Origin of the sequence: Streptomyces sp. P9-A4 (assembly GCF_036634195.1) — a bacterium.
In the GTDB taxonomy this organism is placed as follows: domain Bacteria; phylum Actinomycetota; class Actinomycetes; order Streptomycetales; family Streptomycetaceae; genus Streptomyces.
This window is the reverse complement of the sequence record NZ_JAZIFY010000001.1, coordinates 1,244,991-1,269,512: the sequence shown is the minus strand read 5'-3', so window position 1 is coordinate 1,269,512 and position 24,522 is coordinate 1,244,991. Positions and strand designations below refer to the sequence as shown.

Sequence of the window (24,522 nt, the reverse complement as noted above, 5' to 3'; positions counted from 1 at the left end):
GTCCGGACTGCCTCTGAGTCCGGACCGTTCCCCGGTCCGGACCGCTCTCCCGTCCGGACCCGCTTCCCTCCCGGGAGTGCTTTCGGCCGGGTGCCCGTGGCGATCACGCCACGGGCACCCGGTGCGTTCGGCCCCTCCGCCCCTCCCTCACGGCGTTTGTCCACAGGGCGTCGTCCACAGGGGTGGCGCAGGGGTGGAAGCTTCCGCTTGCATGGACTCGCACACGGGGAAGGCCAGTTGGGGAGGGGACGCAGATGACCACGCAAGCCGGTCCGGACGCCGGGGCACACGGCGAGACGCCGCAGCCGACACCGGACATCGTCGAAGGGCCGCGAGGGGTACCCCTCCTGGGGAACCTGCCCGCCTTCGGCAAGGACCCGCTCGCCTTCTTCGAACAGCTCAGGGGCCGCGGCGACTTCGTCCGCTGGCGCTTCGGCAACAAGCCCTGCCTCTTCATCGCCCACCCGGACAACGTCGGCGAACTGCTCACCGAGGTCGAGCGCACCTTCGACCAGCCCGACCTGGGCATCGCCTTCCGTACGCTCCTGGGCGACGGCGTCATCGTCTCCAAGGGCGCCGACTGGCGGCGCAAGCGGTCCCTGGTGCAGCCCTCCGTCCGCCCGAAGCAGGTCCGGTCGTACGCGGCGACCATGACCGAGTGCGCCGTCGCCCTCGCCGACCGATGGGCCGACGGCGAGCAGGTCGACGTCAAGAAGGAGATGGCGGCCCTCACTCAACTCGTCGCCGTCCGCACCATCTTCGGCGTCGACACCGCCGCCGACGCCGAAGCCATCGGCCAGGCGATGGACATCGCGCAGAAGGAGATCGGGGCCGAGTTCAGCGGCCTCGGAGCGGTGCTCCCCGACTGGGTCCCGACCCCCGGCCGTGCGCGCATCAAGCGGGCGACCGCCGTGATCGACGCGGAGGTCTCCCGGGTGGTGTCCCAGCACCGCGACGGCGAGACCGAACGCCCCGACCTGCTCAGCCGGCTGCTGGCCGCGCGGGACGAGACCGGCGCGGCCCTCTCCGACCAGGAGATCCGCGACGAGACGGTCACGCTCTACATCGGCGGCCACGAGACCACCAGCTCCACGCTCGTCTGGGCCTGGTACCTGCTCTCCCGCAACCCCCGGGTCCGTGACGCCCTCGCCGAGGAACTCGACCGGGTCCTCGCCGACCACGAACCCGGCTACGACGACTACGCCTCCCTGACGTACACCCAGGCGGTCATCAAGGAGACCCTCCGCCTCTACCCCACGATCTGGCTGATCACGGGGCTGGCCAAGGAGGGCGCCACCCTGGGCGGCATGCCCGTGCCCGCCGGTACCCGTGTCTGGTCGAGCCAGTGGGCGACCCACCGGGACCCCCGCTGGTACGGAGACGCCGAGGAGTTCCGCCCCGAGCGCTGGATGGAGACGGACGACGGGCCGGCCGAGGAGATACCCGAGTACGCCTGGTTCCCCTTCGGCGGCGGTCCCCGGGTCTGCCTCGGCACCCGCTTCGCCCTGGTCGAAGCCGTCCTGGTCCTCGCGGTCCTCGCCCGCCGCTACCACCTGGACCTGACCCCGGAGGAAGTCCTCCCGGTCCCGAGCCTCACGCTGCAGCCGGACCGCGAGGTGCTGGCGACGGTCAGAGCGAGGTCCTGAGGTTCGTTCAGGGAGGTGCGGAGCGCGGGGGACAGGAGGCTGGGAACAGGGGAAGGTCAGTGCGGGGCCGCGAGGGAGGTGGCCAGGGCTCGGAGGTCGTTGGTGCGGAGGACCCGGTCGGCCGAGCCGGGCAGGGGGACGTGCAGGGTGGACGTCCATCGGGTGGGGATCGCGGAGGCGCCGTAGACGGTGCCCGCGAGCATGCCGGTGACGGCCGCCACCGTGTCGGTGTCGCCGCCCAGATCGACCGCCGCGACGAGGGCCTCCTCGAAGGAGGCGGTCGTGCGCAGCGCCCACAGCGCCGAACCGAGGCAGGGCCAGACCGCGCCGTTGAACTCGGTGGCCTGGTCCGGGTGCCAGTCCGGTGCGAGGGCGGTCGCCCAGCGCTCGCGGTGCGCCGGAGCGACCTCGGCCAGGGTCGCGGGGAGGGCGGTGAGCGGGTCCTCGCCGAGCAGGGCGACCCGGACCAGCTCGTGGAGGATCGCGGTGCCCTCCCAGGCCGCGCCGTCGCCGTGGGTCAGGGCGGCGATCCGGCGGGCGGCGTCCATCGTCGCGGTGCGTCCCCGTGCCGCGAAGTGGACGGCGGAGGTCGAGGCCCGCATCAGGGCGCCGTTCCCCGCGCCCCGGCCGTTGACCTGGAAGTGGAGCGAGGCCGCGAGGTCCCAGGGGTCCTCGCCGAGCAGGACCTGTTCGGTGAGGAGACCGATGTCCTTGGGATCGGCCGCCGCCCAGCGGCGGAACCGGGCGAAGAGGTCAGGGAGGTCGAGGCCGCCCCGTTCGAGGAGCGACTCGCCGACGAGGACGGCCATCTGTGTGTCGTCCGTCGCCTCGCCCGGATCCCAGCCGCCGCCCCCGCACAACTCCCCGACACCGTCGGGGAATCGCTCCCGGAAGACGCCCGGGAGCCCGAACTCGAAAGGGGCGCCCAGGGCGTCGCCCACGGCTGAACCGAGGACGGTGCCCTGGGCGCGGTCGGTGCGGTCGAGGAGGCGCATGCGGTCAGCGTAGGGCGTGTTCGAGCGACTGTTCCCGGGATTTCCGGGCCGCCCATACCGCGCGGACCACCAGGAACAGTGGGAGCCCGACAGGGGAGAGGAGGATCGTCAGGACGAGTAGAGGGGCCATCAGCAGGGGCGGTACGGACAGGCGGCGGGCCTCTCGGTACATCCACTGGCCGAGCAGCAGATCCCAGGCGATGACCTGCGCCCAGATCGCGCCGGCTCCGCCCGCGAGCGCCGTCAGGTCGCGGAACGTGTCGATGTCGGGGCTGCTGACCGCCGTCCACAGTTCGGGCAGGACGGGAGCGGCGAGGACCGCCCACAGGACCAGGAGCGGCAGGACCGTGAAGGGGGAGGCCGCCACGCGCTCGGTGATCCGCCAGGCCGGTGCGAGGATCATCAGCAGCCAGACAGGTGCCGCGAGGAGGAAGGCCAGCTCGAAGAGGAAGCCGGTCATGCCCTGACCGCCTCGGCGCGGGCGGCCGTGGGGGCGTCGGTGCGGAGGGAGAGCGCGGTGGCCGCGCCGCCCAGCAGCACGATCGCGCCCGCGCCGGCCAGCGTCGCGCCGTCCGGCGAGAGCAGCGCCTGACCGCGCAGTGCCTGCCAAGCCAGCAGGACGAAGGTCGCCGCGTACGCCCCCGAGGCCGTGAGTGTGAGCCGGAGCCGTACGCGCTCGTCGGCCAGGCGGGCGAAGCGGGGCGCGAGCAGACCCAGGACGATCAGCAGGAGCGGGAGCACCTGGAGCGCGTGCATCCCGAAGAAGTGGGCCACCCGAAGGTCGCCACCGGTGCCGGCCCAGCCGGTCAGCGGCATCGACGGGCCACCGTCCGGGACCCCGACGGCGTGTGCGCCCTGGATCGGGGAGTCGGGGACGGCCAGCTGATCCGGTGTCGGCTGCACCATCACGAAGCCCACGGCCGCGCCCGCCAGGGCGATCAGCGAGGAGAGCCGGACGGCCCAGGCCATGGCGCCGTCGAGTATTCGGGCCCGGAGCAGCAGGACGGCGATGACCAGGGCACCCAGCCACAGCAGGGCGACGGTGCCGCCCATGAGCTGGAAGACGGCGTTGTCGAAGGGGGTGGCGTGGTTGAAGTGGCTCTGGGTGCCCCGGATCACCTGGAGGGTGATGAGCACCATCTCGCCCGCACTCATGACGGCGACCACCGTCCCGGCCCACCAGCCGACCCGCCGGCCCCGGGGGAGCAGGGAGAGCATCCAGGCGAGGGAGAGCGCGTAGGCGACGAACGAGACCGAGAACTTGAAGGGCTTGGTCCAGATCGGGACGCCGACCAGGACGCGGTCGTCGACGACGATGCCGACGGCGGAGACAAGCGCGAGGACGACCATGGAGGCGGCGAACCAGACGAGCGGTCGGTGCAGCTCGGTGAGTGGGCTGGGCGAAGACATACGGATCCCCCCGTGGGAAGTATGGATAGCGGCACTTCCCGCTATCTGATAGCGCCACTATCTATGATGGGGGTGTCGGTCGGCAAGGCCGGAGCAAGACCAGGAAGGTGAACACGCGGTGCGCATCGGAGAGTTGAGTCGCAGGACCGGGGTGTCCGTGCCGACGATCAAGTTCTACGTACGGGAAGGACTGCTGCCGCCCGGAGAGCTGACGAGCCCCAACCAGGCTTCGTACGGGGAGGCGCACGCCCAGCGCCTCCGCCTGATCCGGGCGCTCCTCGATGTGGGCGGTCTTTCGGTCGCGGGCATCCGTGAGGTGATCGTCGCGGTCGACGACCCCGAGAGGTCGGTGCACAAGGTGCTCGGCGAGGCGGCCAGCCGGATGGTGCCGCGCTACGAGCGGGAGCCGGGAGCCGGTATGGAGGAGGCGCGCGAGAAGGTCGCGGCCCTGATCTCCGCGCGCGGCTGGCGGGTGGACGAGGGCGCCCCTGCCATGGAAGCGCTGGCGACGGCCCTCGCGGCCCTGGAGGACGTCGGTCACGGCGGGTTCGACGAGGTGCTGGGCACGTACGCGGACGCCGCGGAGCGGGTGGCACGGGCGGACCTGGACTACGTGGCGCACCACGTGGCGCGCGAGGAGCTGGTGGAGAGCGTCGTCGTCGGCACGGTCATCGGCGACGCGATCTTCTCGGCCCTGCGCCGCCTGGCCCAGACGGACGCCTCGGACCGCGCGTTCGGCCGGGCGACGTAGAGGGGGAGAGGAGCCGGGAGGGCGACGGGGCGGGGAGCGTGAGGCCGGGGGCGGGAACGCCGGCTTCCCGCCTGCGCCCCGGCCCCGGCCTCAACCCGGCATCAACTCGGCCCCGGCCTCAACCTGGCCTCAACCCGGCCCCGGCCTCAACCCGGCCTCAACCCGGCCTCGACGGGCCTCAGGGCCCGCCCGTCGCTCAGTTCTCCTGTTCGCGTTCCACCTGGTCGTTCCACTCGCGCTTGATCGCGCGCCAGGCCTCGTCCGACTTGCCGATGCGCCAGTAGCCCGAGATCGACAGGCGTTCGCGCGGGATCTCGCGGTCCAGGCGCAGGTGGCGGCGGAGTTCCTTCATCGAGCCCGCCTCGCCGTGGACGAAGGCGTGGACGTCACCGGCCGGGAACTCCAGGTTCCGCACGGCCTCGACGAGGGTCTCGCCCCCCGGCCGGTCGCCCCGGTGCAGCCAGGTGACGTGGATGCCGTCCTCCGTCGCGAACTTCTGCTCCTCGGCGGCGTCCGCGATCTCCACGAACGCGTGCACCCGCGCCCCGGCGGGCAGCGCCTCCAGGGCGACCGCGATGGCCGGGAGCGCGCTCTCGTCGCCCGCGAGCAGATGCCAGTCCGCCGCCGGGTCCGGCGCGTAGCCGCCGCCGGGGCCGAGGAAGCGCACCGTCTCGCCCGCCGTGGCCCGGGCGGCCCACGGACCCGCGAGACCCTCGTCGCCATGGACGACGAAGTCGACGGTCAGCTCCCGGTGGACCGGGTCCCAGGCCCGTACCGTGTACGTCCGCGTCGTCGGCCACTGCTCCCGGGGGAACTCCGCCCGGATCCGGTCCATGTCGAACGGCTCCGGATAGGCGACGCCCTCGGGGGCGAACAGCAGCTTCACGTAGTGGTCGGTGTACGCGCCGATCTCGAAGCCGTCGAGTCCGGGACCGCCCAGCACCACCCGCACCATGTGCGGGGTGATCCGCTCGGTGCGCACCACACGTGCTTCGGTGGCCTTCGGTGCCTTGCGGGGCTGCTCTGCCACGAGGGGCTCTCCTGACTCGACGTACTTAGGTATGCCTAAGCTAGCATCTCCAGGTTACGCCGCCCAGGGGAGGGCCGTGTGATCCCGTCGGCCACCGGTCCCGCTCGGCCGCCTCGCGAGCCCCTTCCTCCGGCCGTCGGTCCCGTCAGCGTTCGAGCACCGGCAGCAGGCGGCCCACCGCCCCGCCGAGACCCCAGCGCTTCACCAGCGCCTCCAGGGCCGCCGGGTCGCGCGGAGTCGTCGGCAGCGCCGGGTCGAACTCCGGCATCGGTACGTCCCCGGCGACCCGGACCACCGTCGGCGCGACGTCCAGGTACGCCGCCGCCTCCACGATCCCGCGCCGCTTGGCCGGCGTCAGCTTCGACGTACGGTCCTCGGCCGCGGCCCGCACGCCCGCCAGGTCCCCGTACTCCGTGATCAGCTGCGCCGCCGTCTTCTCGCCGATGCCCTTCACGCCGGGCAGGCCGTCGCTGGCGTCCCCGCGCAGGGCGGCGAAGTCCGCGTACTGGTCGGGGCGCACCCCGTACTTCGTCTGGATCAGTTCCGCGTCCACCAGGTCGCAGTCGCCGACGCCCTTGCGCGGGTACAGCACGCGCACGCCCCGCGCGTCGTCCACCAGCTGGAAGAGGTCCCGGTCGCCGGTGACGATGTCCACGGGGCCCTCGGCGCGGCCCGCCAGCGTGCCGATCACGTCGTCCGCCTCGTACCCCGCCGCGCCGATCCGCGCGATGCCGAGCGCCGCGAGGACCTCCTCGATCACCGGCACCTGCGGGGACAGGGTGTCCGGGACCTCCTCCTCGTCCGGGCCGGTCTCCGTCTCGACGGCGACCCGGTGCGCCTTGTAGGAGGGGATCAGGTCCACCCGCCACTGCGGCCGCCAGTCGTCGTCCCAGCAGGCCACCAGGTCGTCGGGGTGGTGGTCCTGGACGAGCCGGGTGATGAAGTCGAGCAGTCCGCGCACGGCGTTCACGGGGGAGCCGTCGGGGGCCCGGACGGAGTCCGGCACACCGAAGTAGGCGCGGAAGTAGAGGCTGGCGGTGTCGAGGAGCATCAGGCGTCGCGTCACACCCCGATCATGCCGCACCCCACCGACAGTCCCGGCTGCGCGACAGGCCCGCCCGTCGACACCCCCACCGACAGTCCCCTCCGCACGACGGGCCCTCCCGTCGACACCCTCACCGACGGTCCCCTCCGCACGACGGGCCCTCCCGTCGACACCCTCACCGACAGTCCCCACCGCACGACGGGCCCGCCGACCGGGCTCCCCGCAGCGCGGCGGGCACCCCCCACGTGACCCCCGTCACCTTTGCGTTTGCACCCTGTGAAGGGGGGCAGGCGCGAGCCCGGAGCGGAACCCGGTACGGAATTCAACCAAGGAATCCCCGTACGCGACGGGCCCGCGGGCAGATCCCGCCCGCTCCACGGCCCAGCCACGCGGGGGTGGTGGGGCCGTTCTCGTTGCTACCCGTGAGGTTTATGTGTCCAGGCTCCAGGCCGACCATCTGTTCAAGGTGTTCGGCAGACGACCCGACGAAGCCGTCCGCAGGCTCGTCGACGGTGCCGACCGCGAGGAGCTGCGCGCCGAGGGGACGACAGCAGCCGTCGTGGACGCCGGTTTCACCGTCGAGCCCGGCCAGATCTTCGTCGTGATGGGGCTCTCCGGGTCCGGCAAGTCCACCCTGCTGCGCATGCTCAACGGCCTGCTCGAACCCACCGCGGGCCGGGTCCTCTTCGATGGACGTGACCTCACCGCGCTGTCCCCCCGCGACCTGCGCACGGTCCGTTCCACCAAGATCAGCATGGTCTTCCAGCACTTCGCGCTCTTCCCGCACCGGAACGTTCTGGAGAACGCCGGCTACGGCCTGGAGGTGCAGGGCGTCCCGCGCGCCGAGCGCGAGACCCGGGCCGCCGAGGCCCTGGAGCTGTGCGGCCTCGCCGGCTGGGAGAAGTCCTGGCCCGACGAACTGTCCGGCGGCATGCAGCAGCGGGTCGGTCTGGCCCGCGCCCTCGCCACCGACGCCGACCTGCTCCTCATGGACGAGTCCTTCAGCGCGCTCGACCCGCTCATCCGCCGCGACATGCAGGACCAGCTCCTCGTCCTCCAGCAGCGGCTGAAGAAGACCATCGTCTTCATCACCCACGACCTCAACGAGGCCATGCGCCTCGGCGACCGGATCGCCGTCATGCGCGACGGCCGGATCGTGCAGCTCGGCACCGCCGAGGACATCCTCGTCCGCCCCGCCGACGACTACGTGGCCTCCTTCATCCAGGACGTCGACCGCTCCCGGGTGCTCACCGCCTCCGCCGTCATGGCCGAGGGCGTCACTCCGGCCGACTGCCCCGACGGCTGCGCCTGCCGCGCCGTCGGGCCGGACACGCTCGTCGCCGACCTGTGCGCCGTCGCCGCCCTGGCCCCGCACCCGGTGACCGTCGAGGACTCCGAGGGCTCCGTCCTCGGAGTCGTACCGACCGAACGCCTCCTCGCCGTCATGGGCGGTATCGGCGCGACGAATGCCCAGCCCGCCAAGGGCAAGGAGGTGACCGCCGGTGCCTAGGCTCCCCCTCGGTGACTGGGTCGACAGTGCCGTCGACTGGCTCCAGGCCCAGTTCTCCTGGCTGTTCGACGCCGTCAGCACCGGTGTCACCGGTCTCTACGACGGCATCGACGCCGTCCTGTCCGCGCCCCAGCCGCTGCTCTTCGCCGGCATCCTCGCCGTCGTCGCCTGGTGGCTGCGCGGCCTCGCCGCCGGTGTCCTCGCCTTCGCCGGGTTCGCGCTCGTCGACTCGGTCCAGCTGTGGGACGAGGCCATGGCGACGCTGTCGCTCGTGCTCGTCGCCACCCTGGTGACCCTGGTGATCGCCGTACCGCTCGGCATCTGGGCGGCCCGCTCGAAGACCGTCAGCGCCGTGCTGCGGCCGGTCCTCGACTTCATGCAGACCATGCCCGCGATGGTCTACCTCATCCCCGGCATCATCTTCTTCGGCGTCGGTGTGGTCCCCGGCATCATCGCCACCATCGTCTTCGCGCTGCCCCCGGGCGTACGGATGACGGAGCTGGGCATCCGGCAGGTCGACGGCGAACTCGTCGAGGCCGCCGAGGCCTTCGGCACCACCCCGCGCAACACGCTGCTCCGCGTACAGCTGCCGCTCGCCCTGCCGACGATCATGGCCGGCGTCAACCAGGTCATCATGCTGGGCCTCTCGATGGTCGTCATCGCCGGCATGGTCGGCGGCGGCGGTCTCGGCGGCGCCGTCTACCGCGCCATCGGCAACGTCGACATCGGCCTCGGCTTCGAGGCCGGCGTCTCCATCGTCGTCCTCGCCATGTACCTGGACCGGATGACCGGCGCCCTCGGCCGACAGGTCTCCCCGCTGGGCCGCCGCGCCGCCGCCAAGGCGCGCGCCGCGCTCGGCGCCAAGCGGCCCGGGGCGAAGATCTGGGCCCACCGCCCGCAGCCCGTCGCCGCCCTCGTCGGCGTCGTCGTGCTCGCCCTGGTGGCCGGCGGCATGGGCTTCCTCGGCTCCGGCGGCGCGACCTCCACCGCCGCCGCGGGCAAGAACAGCGGCCACGGCAAGAAGATCAACATCGGCTACATCCCCTGGGACGAGGGCATCGCCTCCACGTACCTCTGGAAGGAACTCCTGGAGCGCCGGGGCTACGAGGTCGACACCAAGCAGCTGGAGGCCGGCGCGCTCTACACGGGCCTGGCCGGCGGTCAGCTCGACTTCCAGACCGACTCCTGGCTGCCCGTCACGCACGAGCAGTACTGGAAGAAGTACCAGAACAAGCTGGAGGACCTCGGCTCCTGGTACGGCCCCACCTCCCTGGAGCTCTCCGTCCCCTCGTACGTGAAGGGCGTCGACTCCCTCGCCGACCTCAAGGGCAAGTCGGGGCAGTTCAAGGGCCGGATCATCGGCATCGAGCCGAGCGCCGGAATGATGGGCATCCTCAAGGACAAGGTCCTCAAGGAGTACGGCCTCGAGGGCGAGTACGAGGTCGTCGACGGCTCCACGCCCGGCATGCTCGCCGAGCTGAAGCGCGCCTACGAGCGCAAGGAACCGGTCGTCGTCACCCTCTGGTCCCCGCACTGGGCCTACTCCGCCCACGACCTCAAGAAGCTCGCCGACCCCAAGGGTTCCTGGGGCAAGGGCGACGGCGTCCACACCCTCGCCCGTAAGGGATTCGCCGCCGAGAACCCCGAGGTCGGCGCCTGGCTGAAGAACTTCGAGCTGACCGAGAAGCAGCTCACGGACCTCGAAGCCGTCATCCAGAAGACCGGCAAGGGCAAGGAGCAGGAGGCCGTCCGCACCTGGCTGGACGCCAACCCGGGCCTCGCGGAGAAGCTCGCGCCGCAGTAGCACCGGGGGAGGACAGCCGGCTTCTGTCCGAAATGGGGTGGTCGCCGAACGTGTTCGGCGGCCACCCCTTTTCGTCACGACGCGAAACCCCGCCCCAAAGCTGCGTAAGGTTCAGGTAACCGACCGGTACGGATACGCACGAGGCACGAGGGAGGGAGCCGACATGGACGAGAAGGAATCACCCCGCGTGGGCGCGGCCGTCAAGAGGCGACGCAGAGCGCTCCAGCTCACGCTGGCCGTCGTCTCCTCGCGCAGTGGCCTCTCCGTGCCGTTCCTCAGTCAGGTCGAGAACGACCGCGCCCGGCCCAGCCGTCGGTCCCTCGAACTCGTCGCGCAGGCCCTGGAGACGACCTCCGGCGAACTCCTCGCCGCGGCCGAGGCCGCCCGCACCGTCGATGTCGTACGGGCCGCCGAGCGCACCCCGGGACTGCCCGCGGGCGTACGGGCGATCGTCCGCGGCCGTCACCAGCTGCACGCCCTGGAGTTCACCGGCGAGCAGGACGCCGGGCGCGAGTTCCAGCACCGGAACGACGAACTGCTCTACGTGGCCGACGGCGCCGCCGAGGTCGAGGCCGAGGGCCGCGCCTACCGGCTGGACCGCGGCGACACCCTCTACCTCTCCGGCGGGGTCCGCCACCGCTGGCGCGCCACCGAACCGGGGACCCGGCTGCTCGTCGTCGCCGTCGCCGAGCACGTCGAGGCCGAGGAGGAATGAGGGCCGGGCGAGGCGCCCCCATCCGGGTCGTGTCCCTCGTGCCCTCCCTGACGGAGGCCGTCGCCGTCACCGCGCCCGGCGTGCTCGTCGGCGCCACCGACTGGTGCGTCCGGCCCGCCGGCCTCGACGTCGTCCGCATCGGCGGCACCAAGAACCCGGACGTCCCCGCGATCCTCGCCCTCCGACCCGACCTCGTCCTCGCCAACGAGGAGGAGAACCGCGCCCCTGACCTCGCCGCCCTCCGGGCCGCCGGGACCGAGGTCCTCGTCACCGGCATCCACACCCTCGACCAGGGCCTGCGGGAACTGGAACGGGTCCTCGCCGCCTGCGGCGCGCCCCGCCGGCCCCGCTGGCTCGACGAGGCCGAGGAGGCATGGGCGGCGGTCACCCCGGAGGGGCCGTACACCGCCGTCGTGCCGATCTGGCGCCGCCCCTGGATGGTGCTCGGCCGGGACACCTTCGCCGGAGACCTGCTGGCCCGGCTCGGCGTCCGGAACCTGTACGCCGGCCACCCCGAGCGCTATCCGCGCCTCCCGCTCGACGAGCTGCGCGCCGCCGCGCCCGACCTCGTCGTGCTGCCCGACGAGCCCTACCGCTTCACACGCGAGGACGGCCCCGAGGCGTTCCCCGGGACCGCCGCCGCGCTCGTCGACGGGCGACTTCTCACCTGGTACGGGCCGTCGCTGGCCGAGGCTCCGCAGGCACTGGCGCGGGCCCTGCGAGCAGCGCACCGCTGACGAGACCGCGCACCGTGTGGATCGCGGCCACCAGCCAGGCCGTGAGGAGCAGCGCGTACAGGAAGACCGCGAGACCGTCGAACACGACGAGTCCGGTGTGCTGGGCCAGCCCCTCGGCGCCGGTCACACAGGTGCCGATCGGGAAGGTGAACGCCCAGAAGGTCATCGCGAAGCCCATGCCCTGTCGGCGGGCCCGCAGCACCATCGCCCCGGCGAGCGCCAGCCACAGCAGCGCGAAGCCCATGACGGGCACGCCGTAGAGGACGGCGAAGGAGGCGAAGCCGTGCGCGTACGGGGCGGGCAGCACGCCCGGAGCCACGTCGGCGAACTTGTTGGCGGCGGTCGTCGACTGGCCGAGCGGGCCGAGGACCAGGAAGAGGGTGGGGGTGAGCGCGAGCGGCAGCGGCCCGCCGGTCACCAGCCGCCCGAACACCAGGGGCAGCATGACCAGGGTCGCGAGCAGGCTGACGCCGAACATCGCCCAGCAGGCGATGAGCAGGGTCTGCTGGGCCTGCCCGGCCGGCAGATGGGGCACGAGCAGCGGGCCGAGGGCGGCGGAGACCATCGGCGCGACGACCGGCAGCAGCCACACCGGGGAGGCGCCCTCGATCCGGTGGTGCACCACCATCAGGTACGGGACGACCACCGCGGCCGCGAGACCGATCACCGTGCCGACGGTGAACAGGACGGTGTCCAGCGCGACGGCCGCGGGGAGCCCGATCCAGTCGCGGCCGACGATCATCGCGCCGCCGCCGACGGCGAGCAGCGCCATCGACAGACAGCCGTAGAACGGCGCCATCGCGGGGTCGAGGAGGTGGGCGCGGGCCTGGTCGCGGTGGCGGATCCAGTGCGTGGCGCGGGCGGCGAGCAGGACGAGCAGCATCGCGAGCGAGAGCGTCCAGACGGCCGCGCAGGCGGTGCGGAGACCGGGACCGGCGGAGGGGAGGCCGGCGCCGGCGTTGGCCACGATGGCCGTACCCATCACGGAGGCGTACCAGTTCGGCCCGAGGTGACGGACGGAACGGGTGGGCGGGGCGACCGGCCGGGGCCCGTGGGCTCGGGCGGGGAGGGCGGGACGGGGAAGTGCGGGGCTTGCCATGCCTCCACCGTCGCCCTCTTCCAGGCCCCCCACCAGGGATCTTGTGGCTATGACGCCATAAGCTGGCTTTATGAGCAGGAGCTGGGAGACGCGGGGCAGCGGGACGAACGGCGAGGGGGCGGCCGACGGCGGGAGCCTGGGCGGCGGGGCGCCGATCGGTGGGACCGCCGGCGGTGGGGCATCCGCCGGGGGGGCCTCCAGCGGCGGGAGCCCCGCCGCCGGGGCATTCCCTGGCGGGCCGGCTGGCGGCGGGGCGCCCGGCGGTGGGGCATCCGGTGGCGGGAGCCCCGTCGGCGGGGCTCGCGGGGTTGGGCCGCGGCGGGGCGAGCCCGGTGGTCAGGTCGTTCGGGGCTCGCGGGCCGGTGAGGTGTACGGCGGCGAGGTCAAGGCGCAGCTCCACCATCGGGTTCCCGACCTCGGCGCCCTCGAACTGCTCCTCGCCGTCGCCCGGCACGGCAGCCTCGGCGCCGCCGCCCGCGAGGTCGGCATCACCCAGCCCGCTGCCAGCAGCCGCATCCGCTCGATGGAACGACAGCTGGGCGTGGCCCTCGTCGACCGTTCGCCCCGGGGCTCACGGCTCACCGACGCGGGTGCGCTCGTCACCGACTGGGCGCGCCGGATCGTCGAGGCCGCCGAGGCCTTCGACGCGGGCGCCCAGGCCCTGCGCGGGCGGCGGGACTCCCGGCTGCGGGTCGCCGCGTCCATGACGATCGCCGAGTACCTGCTGCCGGGCTGGCTGATCGCGCTGCGCGCCGAGCGCCCCGACACGGCGGTATCGCTCCAGGCGGGCAACTCGGCGGTGGTCGCGGAACGGCTCCTCGGCAACGAGGCGGACATCGGCTTCGTGGAGGGCCTCGCCGTGCCCGAGGGGCTCGACGGCGTGGTCGTCGCCCACGACCGGCTCGCGGTCGTCGCGGCCCCCTCGCACCCGTGGGCCCGCCGCCGGGGCCCGGTGGACCCGGCGGAGCTGGCCGCGACCCCGCTGGTCCTGCGGGAGCGCGGCTCGGGAACCCGGCAGGTTCTGGACGCGGCGCTGTCCGCCCACGGCGGCCTCGCGCAGCCGCTCCTCGAACTCGCCTCCACCACCGCGGTGAAGGCCGCCGCCGTCAGCGGCGCCGGGCCGGCCGTCCTCAGCGAACTCGCCATCGCCGAGGAACTGGCCTCGCGGCGGCTGGTCGCCATCCCGGTGGAGGGGGTAATGCTCCGCCGCGACCTGCGGGCCGTCTGGCCGACGGGCCACCGCCCGACGGGCCCGGCCCGCGACCTCCTCTCCCTGACCCGCGCCCGGCCGGCGGGGTGAGGGGCGGCTCGACGCCCCGGCCGGAGCGGTGAGGGGCGGCTCGGGAGCCCGCGCTGCGGGCTGAGGGGGAGTTCGACGACCCGGCCGGAGGGCTGGGGGAGGGTGGGACGCCCGCGCGGCGGGCTGAGGACAGCTCGACGACTCGGCCGTAGGGCCGACGGGCTTGCTCGACGCCCCGCCCAGCGGGCCGGCGGACCCATGGTCCAGCCGGGCCGCTGGGCTGCCGAGGCGCGGACCGACGGACGGACGGACCGACGGACGGACGGACCGACCGACGGACGGACGGACCGACGGACGGACCGACGGACGGACCGACCGGCCGTCTGCTTCGCCGCGCCGCGCGCCGCCGTCACGGCGGGGGAGACCGCCGTGACGGCGAGCCTCAGACGCCCGTAGCCCGGTGGGTGATCCGGCCGTTCAGGACCGTGAGCAGGACCGGCAGGTCCGGCAGGTCCGTCGACGCCGTGGTGAGCGGGTCGTCCGCGAAGACCGCGAGGTCCGCGCGGAACCCCGGGGCGATCCGGCCCGCCTCGTGCTCCTCGCCCGCCGCGTACGCCGGCGCCGTCGTCATGCCCCGCAGCGCCTCCAGCGCCGTCAGTGCCTGCTCAGGGCCGTGCGGCGCCCGGCCGAGGTCGCGGCTCGGTCGCCGGTGCCGGGCCCCGGCCATCACGCCGAGCGGCGGGAACGGCGCGATCGGCCAGTCCGAACCGAGGACCACCGTGGCCCCGGAATCGGCCAGGTCACGGCAGCGCCACGCCCGCCCGGCGCGCTCCTCGCCGAGTCGGCGGGACCAGTTGTCGGTGTGGTCGGCGCGGGTGAAGTCGCAGCAGTGGGTGGGCTGCATGGACGCGAGGACGCCCAGGTCGGCGAAGCGGCGCAGGGTGTCGTCCGGCACGGTCTCGATGTGTTCGACCCGGTGCCGGACCTCGTCGCCGCCGGAGGCCCGGGCCTTCTCGACGGAGTCCAGCACGTGCCGGACCGCCGCGTCCCCGATGGCGTGCGTCGCGGTCGGCACTCCCGCCCGGTGCAGTTCCCCGATGATGTGGGTGTACGCCGCCGGGTCCGGCCAGAACGCGTGCGTGGACTCGCCGTGGCAGTCGGGGCGCTCCAGCCACGCGGTGCCGTTGTCGATGGTCCCGTCCATGAAGAGCTTCACGCCCACGACCTGCCACAGCGCCCCGCCCGTGCCCTGCCGCGCGATCAGGGCCCGTACGCCCTCCGCGCCCGTGCCGGGCTGGCACCAGGGCGCCACCCGAAGCCGCAGTGCCAGCTCGCCGGCCGCGTCGAGCTCCCCGTACAGCGCGAGGCTCTCGCCGTTGGCGTCCATGGCGTGACCACCGGTGAGACCGGCCGCGGCCATGGACCGCAGGGCGGCAGCCAGGCGCTCCCGGCTCTCCTCGGGGGTGGGGCGGGGGGCGACCCGCTCGACCAGATCGCAGGCGGCGTCCTCCTGGAGGAGCCCGGTCGGGCGCCCGTCGGCGTCGCAGACGACCTCGGCGGAGGCCTGGTCGAAGGTGCGGGGGCCGTCGACCCCGGCGAGTTCGAGCGCCCGCCGGCTGGCGAGCGCCGAGTGGGCGTCGAAGAGCAGCAGGAAGGCCGGGACGCCGTCCAGGACGGTGTCGAAGGGGGCGATGCCCACGGGCAGGCCGCCGAAGACGTTCGGGTCGAGACCCCAGGCGAAGAGCCAGTCGCCCCGGCCGAGTGTCCGCACCTCCCGGTCGAGGGCCTCCCGTACGTCGTCGAGGTCGGCGCAGTACGACAGGTCGAGTCCGTGGGTCAGCTCGGCGCCGGACACCGGGTGGAGGTGCCCGTCGACCAGGCCGGGGGTGACCACGGCGCCCTTGAGGTCGACGACCGTGGTGGCGGGCCCGGCGAGCGCGCGGATGTCACGGTCGTCGCCCAGGGCGGCGATCCGGCCGTCGTCGGAGACGGCGAGTGCCGTCTCCGGCAGGAACGCGCCCGTGCCGGGGTCGAGCAGACGGGCGGAGAGCAGGACGAGTCGGGTGCGCACGGGTGGCTCCAGGAAGAGTGCGGGGGAGGCCCGCAGGGCCTCGACGAAGGGGGAGGGTCGGGGAGGGCACGGCCGTCGGCGTCACACTGGTCAGGAGGGTTCGCTCCAGCGGTGTCACGCGGGGCGTGCGGGCTCGCTCCGGCGGTGTCACACAGGGCAGGGGATTCAGCCGGTGGCGGTACGCAGGTCAGCCGGCCCGGCCACCGCGTTCACGTCGAACAGCCGGGCACGGCTCTCGGCGTCACGCCGGTCAGGAGGGCACGGCCGGTGGTGGTATGTCGGTCAGCGCCCCGTGCGCCAGGCCGAGTTCGCGTTCCGCCGTGGTGAGCGCCAGACGCGTCACGGCCGCCGGGCGGTTGCTCCGGTCGGTGTTGGCGTGGGCGCCGAGGCCGTCGAGGACCACCAGGATCTGGATGGCCGTGGCGCGCGGGTCGTCCGTGCGGAACTCGCCGCGCTCGACGCCCTCGCGGATCAGCTGCTCCAGGCGGTCGTCGGAGGCGAGTTCCTGCTCGGCCACCCGGTCGCGCAGGACGGACCGGTACCGGCTGAGGTGCCGGGCGTTGATCCAGAGGCGGCTGATGTCGTCGTAGTCCTCTCCGGCCGAGAGGGCGAAGTACCGCGCGAGGTACTGCGTGGGGGTCCCGTGCGGCCGGTCGGCGGGGAGCAGTGCGTCCAGCTCGCCGGTGGCGGCCACGCTGAACGCCTCGCCCACCAGGTCCTCCGCCGAGGGGAAGTAGTGGCTGATCAGACCGGGCCGGACGGAGAGCTCGTCGGCGATCCGCCGCAGGGTGACGCACTCGAGGCCCTCGGTCAGGGCCACGCGTGCGGCGGTCTCCACGATCTCGGCCCGCCGGGCTTCGGGAGTTTTCCGAACTCTCTTGCGCTGGACGCTTGACGGCATACCGGCGATGTTATTGAGTGTGCGACCAATAAGCAACCAGGTGGGCACCACACGCATCCGGAGGGCCGCATGGCTTCCACGATCCCCGATCCGCTCCCACGCTCTCAGGACGCAGCGGTCACCCCGCCGGCCTCCGACCGGCCCGGCCGCATCGAGGCCCACGGCATCGACCACATCCCCGATTCCGAGCGCCACGGGCACCCCCGCGAGCTGTTCTCGGTCTGGGCGGCGGCGAACGTCAACTACCTCAGCCTCGTCATCGGCGGCGCCCTCGTCCTGATGGGCCTGAGCCTCTGGCAGGCCATCGCGGTGACCGTCGTCGGCAACCTCTTCTGGCTGCTCACGGGCCTGTTGGCCACCTCGGGGCCGGCGGCCGGCGCGCCCAGCGAGGTGATCACCCGGGCGGTCTACGGCGTCCTCGGCAACCGGGTGAACAACGCGGTCGGCGGCTGGCTCGTCTCCGTCTGCTACTTCGCCCTCAACCTGGCCGCCGCGGCCACCGCCGCCTTCGCGCTGGTCGAGAAGACCGGCATGACCGCGACGACCCCGGTGAAAGTGGCGGTCATCGTGATCATCGCCGCACTCACGCTGGTCATCAGCGTCTACGGGCACGGCCTGATCATCAAGCTGTACCTGCCGATCACCCTGGTCCTGGCCGGGGCGTTCACCGTCGTCGCGTTCGCCGTGCTGCGGCACGCGGACTTCTCGTACACCCCCGCCGCGCGGGTCACCGGCGTCGACCTCTGGGCCCTGCTGCTCGCGGGCACCACGATGGTCGCCTCGGGCCCGCTCTCGTACACGACGAGCGCGGACTTCTCCCGCTACCTGCCCCGTACGGCCTCGAAGAAGGCGATCATCGGCTGGACCGCGCTCGGCGCCTTCGTGCCCAGCATCGTCGTCGGCTCGCTGGGCGCCTTCGCGGCCACCGCCGTCGACATGACGGACCCGCAGACCGCCCTCCAGGAGATCCTGCCCGGCTGGTTCGTCCCGGTCTTCCTGCTCGCCCTGGTCCTCGGCACCATCGCCATCAACGCCCTGACCGCGTACAGCGCCGGACTCGCGCTCCAGGCCGTCGGCCTGCGCATCCGGCGCTCCGTCAGCGTCCTCTTCGACGGGGCCGTCGCCATCGCCCTGACCCTGTACGGGCTGCTGGTCTCCAACTTCCTGGACACCGTGAGCAACGCGCTCCAGGTGATCACCGTCCTCATCGGCCCCCTGATGGCGATCTACGCCACCGACGTCCTGCTGCGGCGCTGCCGTTACGACGGGGTCGCGCTCTCGGACGAGACGCCCGGCGGCCCGTTCTGGTACACCGCCGGCGTCAACGTGGCGGGCGCCTCCGCCCTGGTCGTCGGCGTCACCACCGCCGCGCTCTGCGTCAACACCGTCTACACCGGACCGGTCGCCGCCGCCCTCGGCGGCATCGACCTCTCCCTCCCGGTCGGCATGGGCGTCTCCGCCGCCCTCTACGCCCTCCTGATGCGGAACGACCGCACGGTGCTCGCCGCCCGCGCGGCCGTCTGAGCGGGCAGGAGCCGCGCACGTACGCACGCGCGCACGTACGCACGCGCGCGCGTCCGCACCAGCCGTCAGGCGCGCCCCACCGCGCCCGACGCCGCCGAAGTCGCCGCCGCCGCCGGTGTCACCGACGCCGATGAGGTTGCCGCAGCCGCTGCCGCCGCCTCGACCAGGCCCCGCATCACCCGCAGGTCCTCGCCCATCTCCGGATGCCACTGGACGCCGAGGACCCAGGCCGGGGCCGCGAGTTCCACCGCCTCCACCGTGCCGTCCTCCGCGTGCGCCGAGGGCGCGAGTCCCGTGCCCAGCCGGTCGACCGCCTGGTGGTGATAGGTCGGGACCTCGGCGAGTTCCGGGACCAGCGAGGCGTACCGGGTGCCCGGCACCGGCTTCACCGCGTGCCGGCCGATCACCCCGACCGCCTCCACATGCCCCTCGAGATGCTGGACCAGCGTCCCGCCCAGGGCCACGTTCAGGAGCTGCATCCCCCGGCAGATGCCGAGCAACGGGGTCCCCGAGGCGAGCGCCGCGTCGATCAGGGCCAGCTCCCAGGAGTCCCGCTCCCTGGCCGGCGGGCCGGTACGGGGGTGGGGCTCGGCCCCGTACCGTACGGGCTCGACGTCCGCACCGCCCGCGACGACCAGCCCGTCGAGCCGGGCCACCACCGCCGCGGCGGCCTCCGGCCCGTCCGGGGGCAGCATCACCGCGATCCCCCCGCTCTCCTGCACGAGCCGCGGGTACGGGGCGGGCAGCAGCGCGGCGCGCATGTCCCACACCCCCCAACGGGCCTGGTCCAGGTAGGTGGTCACGCCGATGAGCGGCTTGGTCACGGGAGTTCCTCCAAGGGTGCGGAGCGTCGGGGGATCAGTCGCGTTCGAGTTCGGCCTCGGCCGCGGCGAGCGCCGCGAACTCCTCCTCGGGCGCCCTGGCCACCAGATGGTGCCGACTGTAGAACGCGAAGTAGGCGAGGGCGATCACGTACACCCCGAGCGCCATGAACGCCGCCGTCCGGTCCACCAGGAAGGTCGCGACCAGGGCCGACAGGGCCAGTACGAACGCCACCGAGGAGGTCACGATCCCGCCGGGCGTGCGGTACGGCCGGTGCAGTCCCGGCTCGCGGCGCCGCAGCACGATGTGGGAGAGCGCCATCAGGGCGTACGAGATGGTGGCGCCGAAGACGGCGATGTTGAGCATCCGGGCCCCGTCGCCGGTCCCGGCGGCCAGCGCGAAGCCGATCGCGCCCGGGATGAGCAGTCCCAGGTACGGCGACTTCCGGCGACTGGTGAGGGAGAGGAAGCGGGGCAGGTAGCCCGCCCGGGAGAGCGCGAAGAGCTGGCGCGAGCCGGCGTAGATGAGGGAGAAGAAGGAGGCCACCAGACCGGCGAGGCCCGCGTAGTTCACGAAGCGGCTGAGCGCGGTCGGCTCCCCGTCGCCCTGGAGCGCCACGACGAGCGGGTTGCCCGCCTCCTGGACGGCGGCCGAGCCGTGCGCCCCGGTCGCGGCGAAGAAGGTCATCACGGCGAGCAGTACCAGGACGCCCATGGAGATCGCGAGCGCCCTCGGCATCGACCTGACCGGGTCCTTCGCCTCCTCGGCGGCAAGTGGCACGCCCTCGACGCCCAGGAAGAACCACATGCCGAAGGGGAAGGCGGCCCAGATCCCCAACAGGCCGAACGGCAGCCAGGAGTTGGAGCCGAAGGCCTCGCCGTCGACCGGGATGTCGTTCAGGCCGTCCACGTGGAAGTCGGTGAGGGCGCCGAGCGCGAAGACGACGAGCGCCGCGACCGCGATCGCCGTCACGACGAGGCTGAAGCGCAGGGCCTCGCCCACGCCCCAGAGGTGGATCCCGATGAACAGCGCGAAGCAGACCAGGTAGACGGGCCAGCCGGACTCCAGGCCGAAGAGGCCGAGGGACTCGACATAGTCGCCGATGAAGATCGAGATCGCGGCCGGGGCGAGGACGTACTCGATGAGGATCGCGGTCCCGGTGAGGAACCCGCCCCAGGTGCCGAGCGCCCGGCGGGCGAAGCCGTAACCGCCGCCCGCGGTGGGCAGGATGGCGGAGAGTTCGGCGAGCGCGAAGACCAGACAGGCGTACATCGCGCCCATCAGGACGGTGGCGACGGCGAGTCCGCCGAAGCCGCCCTTCGACAGGCCGATGTTCCAGCCGGAGAAGTCCCCGGAGACGACGTAGGCGACACCGAGCCCGGTGAGCAGCAGCCATCCGGCGCTGCCGCGGCGCAGCGCCCGGCGCTCCAGGTAGTCGTCCTTCGGCGGGGTCGTGCCCCCGGGTGTGCTCCCGGTCGTGTCTTCGAGCGTCATGGCAGCGTCAGCTCCCCACAGCGGGCCCAATGGATTGGTCCCATACCTTTGCGGTGGCCGACGGGGGAGCGCAACCCCCGTGCGTTACTTTCGGGTTACGCGCCCGCCGCCGGGCCCCACGAACGCGTGCCCCACGCGCGCGTGCCTCAGGTCAGGAAGCCCCGCAGCAGCGCCGCCGTGCCCGAGCAGTGCTCCCGCATCACCTCGCGTGCCGCGTCCGCGTCCCCGTCGAGCACCGCGTCGACCAGGGCGGTGTGCTGGTGCTGGGAGTGCTCCAGATTGCGTACGAGGAGGGGGATGCAGTCGAGCAGATCGTTCACGGTCGCCCGCACGGCCGCGTACTGCGCGGTCAGCGTCGGCGAGCCGGACAGCTCGGCGAGCGTGAGGTGGAGCAGGGTGTCCTGGCGGCGGTAATCGGCCAGCGGGGCGTCATGGGTCGCCGCCACGGCGGCCCGCAGCCGCCCGGCGCCCGCCTCGTCGAGACCGTGGGCCGCGCAGAGCCCCGCCGCGCCCACCTCGAGGACCTCACGGAAGCGCAGGGTGTCCTCCATGTCGACCGAGGCGATCCGGCGGCGCAGCTCGTCCTCGTCGGCCGTCTGGACGCGGGGCAGCACGAAGGTGCCGCCGTACCGGCCGCGCCGGCTTTCCACCAGACCCTGCTCCTGGAGGACCTTGAGCACCTCGCGCAGCGTGACCCGGCTGATCCCCATCCGGTCGGCCAGCTCCCGTTCGGCGGGCAGCCGCTGCCCGCCGGGCACCAGACCGAGCCGCACGACCTGGAGGATCTGCTCCAGGGCCTCCTCGAAGCCGTTGCCCGCCCGCACCGGCCGCAGCACGGGCGTCAGCCGGTCCGCCGATTCACTCGTACTGGCCACGTTCTCGTTTCCCCTTCTCCAGCACTTCCCAAGCAATGGTCTTCCGCAATACCTTATGGCTTCCGGCAGGCCGAAGGAGGAGCAATCCCGTGGCAGACCGCAAACCCCCGCTCGCCGTCGAGGAGCTACGCGCCCTCGTCGCGAGCGGCGAGATCGACACCGTCGTCCTGGCCTTCCCCGACATGCAGGGGCGGCTCCAGGGCAAGCGGTTCGCCGCCCCGTTCTTCCTGGACGAGGTACTCGGCCACGGCACCGAGGGCTGCAACTACCTGCTGGCCGTCGACACCGAGATGAACACCGTCGACGGCTACGCCATGTCCTCCTGGGACCGCGGCTACGGCGACTTCGCGATGCACGCCGACCTCACCACCCTCCGCCGCCTCCCCTGGAACGAGGCCACCGCCATGGTGACCGCGGACCTCGCCTGGGCCGACGGCACCCCCGTCGTCGCCGCACCCCGCCAGATCCTCCGCCGCCAGCTGGAGCGCCTCGCGGAACACGGCCTCACCGCCCACGTCGGCACCGAACTCGAGTTCATCGTCTTCAAGGACAGCTACGAGCAGGCCTGGGACGCGAACTACCGCGGCCTCACCCCCGCCAACCAGTACAACATCGACTACTCCGTCCTGGGTACCGGACGCATCGAACCCCTGCTGCGCCGCATCCGCAACGAGATGACCGCCGCCGGACTCACCGTCGAGTCCGCCAAGGGCGAGTGCAACCCCGGCCAGCACGAGATCGCCTTCAAGTACGACGAGGCCCTCGTCACCTGCGACCAGCACGCCGTCTACAAGACGGGAGCCAAGGAGATCGCCGCCCAGGAGGGCCACTCGCTCACCTTCATGGCGAAGTACAACGAGCGCGAGGGCAACTCCTGCCACATCCACCTCTCCCTCCAGAACGCCGACGGAGAGAACGTGATGGCCGGGGACGACGAGCACGGCATGTCCGCGACCATGCGGCACTTCCTCGCCGGACAGCTCGCCGCCCTCCGCGACTTCTCCCTCCTCTACGCCCCCAACATCAACTCCTACAAACGGTTCCAGCCCGGCTCCTTCGCGCCCACCGCCGTCGCCTGGGGCCACGACAACCGCACCTGCTCCCTCCGGGTCGTCGGCCACGGCCGCTCCACCCGCTTCGAGAACCGCCTCCCCGGCGGCGACGTCAACCCGTACCTCGCCGTGGCCGGCCTGGTCGCCGCCGGTCTGCACGGCATCGAGCAGCGGCTCGAACTCCCCCCGCCCTGCACCGGGAACGCCTACACCGCCGAGTACGCGCACGTCCCCACCACCCTGCGCGAGGCCGCCGAACTCTGGGACACCAGCGAGATCGCCAAGGCCGCCTTCGGCGACGAGGTCGTCGCCCACTACCGCAACATGGCCCGCGTCGAACTCGACGCCTTCGACGCCGCCGTGACCGACTGGGAACTGCGCCGCTCCTTCGAACGCCTCTGAGCCCTCGAACGCCGCTGAACCGCCTCTGAGAGGAACGCGTTGCTCCAGGTACTGAACCCGGCGACCGAGGAACTCGTCGCCACCGTCCCCGCCGCCACCCCCGCCGACATCGACGCCGCCGTCGCACGGGCCACCGCCGCCCAGCGCGGCTGGGCCGCCGCCGCGCCCGCCGACCGGGCCCGGCTGCTCCGCCGCTTCGCCGCCGTCGTCGACGACCACATCGAGGAACTCGCCCGCCTGGAGGTCACCGAGGCCGGCCACACCATCGGCAACGCCCGCTGGGAGGCGGGCAACGTCCGCGACCTGCTCGACTTCGCCGCCGGGGGAGTGGAGCGCCTCAACGGCCGCCAGATCCCGGTGGCCGGCGGCCTCGACATCACGATCCTCGAACCGCTCGGGGTCGTCGGCGTCATCGCCCCCTGGAACTTCCCCATGCCGATCGCCGCCTGGGCCACCGCACCCGCCCTCGCCGCCGGCAACGCCGTCCTCCTCAAGCCCGCCGAGACCACCCCGCTCACCGCACTGCGGCTCGCCGGACTCGCCCTGGAGGCGGGCCTTCCCGAAGGCCTCTTCCAGGTCCTCCCCGGCACCGGCCCGGTCGCCGGGAACGCCCTCGTCGAACACCCCGGCATCGCCAAGATCGTCTTCACCGGCTCCACCCGCGTCGGAAAGTCGATCATGGCGAAGTGCGCCGACCAGGTGAAGCGGATCACCCTCGAACTCGGCGGCAAGAGCCCCAACATCGTCTTCGCCGACGCGGACCTGGAGGCCGCGGCGGCGGCGGCGCCGATGGCCTTCCTCGACAACAGCGGGCAGGACTGCTGCGCCCGTACCCGCATCCTCGTCCAGCGGAGCGCGTACGACCGCTTCCTCGCACTCCTCACCCCCGCCATCGAGGAGATCGTCGTCGGCGACCCGCTCGACGAGCGCACCCGGATGGGCCCCCTCATCTCCCGCGCCCAGCTCGACCGCGTCCGCTCCTACGTGACCGACGACCTCGAAGCCATCCGCGGCAAGGCCCCCGAGGGCCCCGGCTTCTGGTTCCCGCCGACCGTCCTCACCGATGTGCCCGAGGACGCGCCCTGCGCCGTCGAGGAGATCTTCGGCCCCGTCGCCGTCGTCCTCCCCTTCGACGACGAGGCCGACGCGATCCGCCTCGCCAACGCCACCGAGTACGGCCTGTCCGGCTCCATCTGGACCCGCGACGTCGGCCGCGCCCTGCGCGTCTCCCGCGCCGTCCGGGCCGGCAACCTCTCCGTCAACTCCCACTCCAGCGTCCGCTACTGGACCCCGTTCGGCGGCTACCGGCAGTCCGGCCTCGGCCGCGAACTCGGCCCCGACGCACTGACCGCCTTCACCGAAACCAAGAACGTCTTCATCAGCACGGAGGCCTGACCCG

At 73.0% G+C, this 24,522-nt stretch carries 21 protein-coding genes; 10 read left to right on the top strand and 11 right to left on the bottom strand.

All coding sequences use genetic code 11. The features are described 5' to 3' along the window. The first annotated feature begins 254 nt into the window (after positions 1-254). On the top strand, positions 255-1,646 hold the full coding sequence (locus tag V4Y03_RS05635) for a cytochrome P450 (protein WP_332434216.1): 1,392 nt from the start codon (positions 255-257) through the stop codon (positions 1,644-1,646). A 56-nt stretch (positions 1,647-1,702) separates the two neighbouring features. Here V4Y03_RS05635 and V4Y03_RS05630 read toward each other — a convergent pair whose 3' ends face one another. Genes V4Y03_RS05630 through V4Y03_RS05620 form a run of 3 tightly spaced genes read right to left on the bottom strand, consistent with a single transcriptional unit; the run spans position 1,703 to position 4,051 of the window. Continuing rightward, complete coding sequence (locus V4Y03_RS05630) at positions 1,703-2,641, bottom strand: ADP-ribosylglycohydrolase family protein (RefSeq protein WP_332434215.1); 939 nt, start codon at positions 2,639-2,641, stop codon at positions 1,703-1,705. A 4-nt stretch (positions 2,642-2,645) separates the two neighbouring features. Further along, a complete protein-coding gene (locus tag V4Y03_RS05625) occupies positions 2,646-3,101 on the bottom strand; it encodes an ABA4-like family protein (RefSeq protein ID WP_332434214.1) in 456 nt (151 codons plus the stop codon). Further along, the gene (locus tag V4Y03_RS05620) at positions 3,098-4,051 is read right to left on the bottom strand and encodes a hypothetical protein (protein ID WP_332434213.1); all 954 of its coding nucleotides are present in this window, start codon (positions 4,049-4,051) and stop codon (positions 3,098-3,100) included. Before V4Y03_RS05620 ends, V4Y03_RS05625 begins: the two co-directional genes overlap by 4 nt. 157 nt (positions 4,052-4,208) lie before the next feature. Between V4Y03_RS05620 and V4Y03_RS05615 the strand changes: the two genes are divergently transcribed. After that, positions 4,209-4,802: a MerR family transcriptional regulator gene (locus V4Y03_RS05615; RefSeq protein WP_443079747.1), complete on the top strand. Its 594-nt coding sequence runs from the start codon at positions 4,209-4,211 to the stop codon at positions 4,800-4,802. 196 nt (positions 4,803-4,998) lie between these two features. Here the strand turns inward: V4Y03_RS05615 and V4Y03_RS05610 are convergent, their stop codons facing one another. Continuing rightward, entirely contained in the window at positions 4,999-5,832 is an 834-nt protein-coding gene (locus V4Y03_RS05610) for a siderophore-interacting protein (RefSeq protein WP_317873629.1), read from the bottom strand. Positions 5,833-5,977: 145 nt separating this feature from the next. Beyond that, positions 5,978-6,883: a 5'-3' exonuclease gene (locus V4Y03_RS05605; RefSeq protein ID WP_332437111.1), complete on the bottom strand. Its 906-nt coding sequence runs from the start codon at positions 6,881-6,883 to the stop codon at positions 5,978-5,980. 427 nt (positions 6,884-7,310) lie between these two features. Here V4Y03_RS05605 and V4Y03_RS05600 point away from each other — a divergent pair, with 427 nt between their 5' ends. The 4 genes from V4Y03_RS05600 (at position 7,311) to V4Y03_RS05585 (ending at position 11,643) form a co-directional block, all read left to right on the top strand. Then, the gene (locus V4Y03_RS05600; RefSeq protein ID WP_332434211.1) at positions 7,311-8,387 is read left to right on the top strand and encodes a quaternary amine ABC transporter ATP-binding protein; all 1,077 of its coding nucleotides are present in this window, start codon (positions 7,311-7,313) and stop codon (positions 8,385-8,387) included. Next, entirely contained in the window at positions 8,380-10,191 is a 1,812-nt protein-coding gene (locus tag V4Y03_RS05595) for an ABC transporter permease/substrate binding protein (protein ID WP_317873627.1), read from the top strand. Before V4Y03_RS05600 ends, V4Y03_RS05595 begins: the two co-directional genes overlap by 8 nt. 163 nt (positions 10,192-10,354) lie before the next feature. Next, positions 10,355-10,906 carry a helix-turn-helix domain-containing protein gene (locus V4Y03_RS05590; protein ID WP_317873626.1) on the top strand — a complete coding sequence of 184 codons (552 nt, stop codon included), beginning with the start codon at positions 10,355-10,357 and terminating at the stop codon, positions 10,904-10,906. After that, positions 10,903-11,643: a helical backbone metal receptor gene (locus V4Y03_RS05585; RefSeq protein ID WP_332434210.1), complete on the top strand. Its 741-nt coding sequence runs from the start codon at positions 10,903-10,905 to the stop codon at positions 11,641-11,643. The genes V4Y03_RS05590 and V4Y03_RS05585 overlap by 4 nt, the downstream gene beginning before the upstream one ends. On the opposite strand, the gene V4Y03_RS05580 is transcribed toward V4Y03_RS05585, so the two are convergent. Beyond that, on the bottom strand, positions 11,570-12,742 hold the full coding sequence (locus V4Y03_RS05580; protein ID WP_317873624.1) for a TDT family transporter: 1,173 nt from the start codon (positions 12,740-12,742) through the stop codon (positions 11,570-11,572). The genes V4Y03_RS05585 and V4Y03_RS05580 overlap by 74 nt on opposite strands. Positions 12,743-13,109: 367 nt before the next feature. Here V4Y03_RS05580 and V4Y03_RS05575 point away from each other — a divergent pair, with 367 nt between their 5' ends. Continuing rightward, positions 13,110-14,042 (top strand): LysR family transcriptional regulator, encoded by a 933-nt coding sequence (locus V4Y03_RS05575; RefSeq protein ID WP_332434209.1) that lies wholly within the window; start codon positions 13,110-13,112, stop codon positions 14,040-14,042. 382 nt (positions 14,043-14,424) lie between these two features. Here the strand turns inward: V4Y03_RS05575 and V4Y03_RS05570 are convergent, their stop codons facing one another. Next, positions 14,425-16,053, bottom strand: a complete 1,629-nt coding sequence (locus V4Y03_RS05570) for an amidohydrolase (protein WP_332434208.1) — start codon at positions 16,051-16,053, stop codon at positions 14,425-14,427. Positions 16,054-16,303: 250 nt separating this feature from the next. Continuing rightward, positions 16,304-16,954: a TetR/AcrR family transcriptional regulator gene (locus V4Y03_RS05565; protein WP_317877151.1), complete on the bottom strand. Its 651-nt coding sequence runs from the start codon at positions 16,952-16,954 to the stop codon at positions 16,304-16,306. Positions 16,955-17,023: 69 nt separating this feature from the next. Here V4Y03_RS05565 and V4Y03_RS05560 point away from each other — a divergent pair, with 69 nt between their 5' ends. Continuing rightward, the gene (locus tag V4Y03_RS05560) at positions 17,024-18,478 is read left to right on the top strand and encodes a purine-cytosine permease family protein (protein ID WP_332434207.1); all 1,455 of its coding nucleotides are present in this window, start codon (positions 17,024-17,026) and stop codon (positions 18,476-18,478) included. A gap of 65 nt (positions 18,479-18,543) precedes the next feature. Here V4Y03_RS05560 and V4Y03_RS05555 read toward each other — a convergent pair whose 3' ends face one another. The 3 genes from V4Y03_RS05555 to V4Y03_RS05545 form a co-directional block, all read right to left on the bottom strand. Further along, on the bottom strand, positions 18,544-19,302 hold the full coding sequence (locus V4Y03_RS05555; RefSeq protein WP_332434206.1) for a gamma-glutamyl-gamma-aminobutyrate hydrolase family protein: 759 nt from the start codon (positions 19,300-19,302) through the stop codon (positions 18,544-18,546). Positions 19,303-19,336: 34 nt separating this feature from the next. Further along, positions 19,337-20,794: an ethanolamine permease gene (eat, locus tag V4Y03_RS05550; protein WP_332434205.1), complete on the bottom strand. Its 1,458-nt coding sequence runs from the start codon at positions 20,792-20,794 to the stop codon at positions 19,337-19,339. A 146-nt stretch (positions 20,795-20,940) separates the two neighbouring features. Next, positions 20,941-21,669, bottom strand: coding sequence for a FadR/GntR family transcriptional regulator (locus tag V4Y03_RS05545; protein ID WP_332434204.1), 729 nt, complete (start codon positions 21,667-21,669; stop codon positions 20,941-20,943). A gap of 89 nt (positions 21,670-21,758) precedes the next feature. On the opposite strand from V4Y03_RS05545, the gene V4Y03_RS05540 reads away from it, so the two are divergent. Then, positions 21,759-23,123: a glutamine synthetase family protein gene (locus tag V4Y03_RS05540; protein ID WP_317877156.1), complete on the top strand. Its 1,365-nt coding sequence runs from the start codon at positions 21,759-21,761 to the stop codon at positions 23,121-23,123. Positions 23,124-23,162: 39 nt separating this feature from the next. After that, positions 23,163-24,518 (top strand): aldehyde dehydrogenase family protein, encoded by a 1,356-nt coding sequence (locus V4Y03_RS05535; protein ID WP_332434203.1) that lies wholly within the window; start codon positions 23,163-23,165, stop codon positions 24,516-24,518. Positions 24,519-24,522: the final 4 nt, after the last annotated feature.

Excerpts from the sequence above, each read along its gene's own strand:
- V4Y03_RS05635 (WP_332434216.1), top strand. The coding sequence starts at position 255 with ATGACCACGCAAGCCGGTCCGGACGCCGGGGCACACGGCGAGACGCCG.
- V4Y03_RS05630 (WP_332434215.1), bottom strand. The coding sequence starts at position 2,641 with ATGCGCCTCCTCGACCGCACCGACCGCGCCCAGGGCACCGTCCTCGGT.
- V4Y03_RS05625 (WP_332434214.1), bottom strand. The coding sequence starts at position 3,101 with ATGACCGGCTTCCTCTTCGAGCTGGCCTTCCTCCTCGCGGCACCTGTC.
- V4Y03_RS05620 (WP_332434213.1), bottom strand. The coding sequence starts at position 4,051 with ATGTCTTCGCCCAGCCCACTCACCGAGCTGCACCGACCGCTCGTCTGG.
- V4Y03_RS05605 (WP_332437111.1), bottom strand. The coding sequence starts at position 6,883 with ATGCTCCTCGACACCGCCAGCCTCTACTTCCGCGCCTACTTCGGTGTG.
- V4Y03_RS05590 (WP_317873626.1), top strand. The coding sequence starts at position 10,355 with ATGGACGAGAAGGAATCACCCCGCGTGGGCGCGGCCGTCAAGAGGCGA.
- V4Y03_RS05585 (WP_332434210.1), top strand. The coding sequence starts at position 10,903 with ATGAGGGCCGGGCGAGGCGCCCCCATCCGGGTCGTGTCCCTCGTGCCC.
- V4Y03_RS05580 (WP_317873624.1), bottom strand. The coding sequence starts at position 12,742 with ATGGCAAGCCCCGCACTTCCCCGTCCCGCCCTCCCCGCCCGAGCCCAC.
- V4Y03_RS05565 (WP_317877151.1), bottom strand. The coding sequence starts at position 16,954 with ATGCCGTCAAGCGTCCAGCGCAAGAGAGTTCGGAAAACTCCCGAAGCC.
- V4Y03_RS05560 (WP_332434207.1), top strand. The coding sequence starts at position 17,024 with ATGGCTTCCACGATCCCCGATCCGCTCCCACGCTCTCAGGACGCAGCG.
- eat (WP_332434205.1), bottom strand. The coding sequence starts at position 20,794 with ATGACGCTCGAAGACACGACCGGGAGCACACCCGGGGGCACGACCCCG.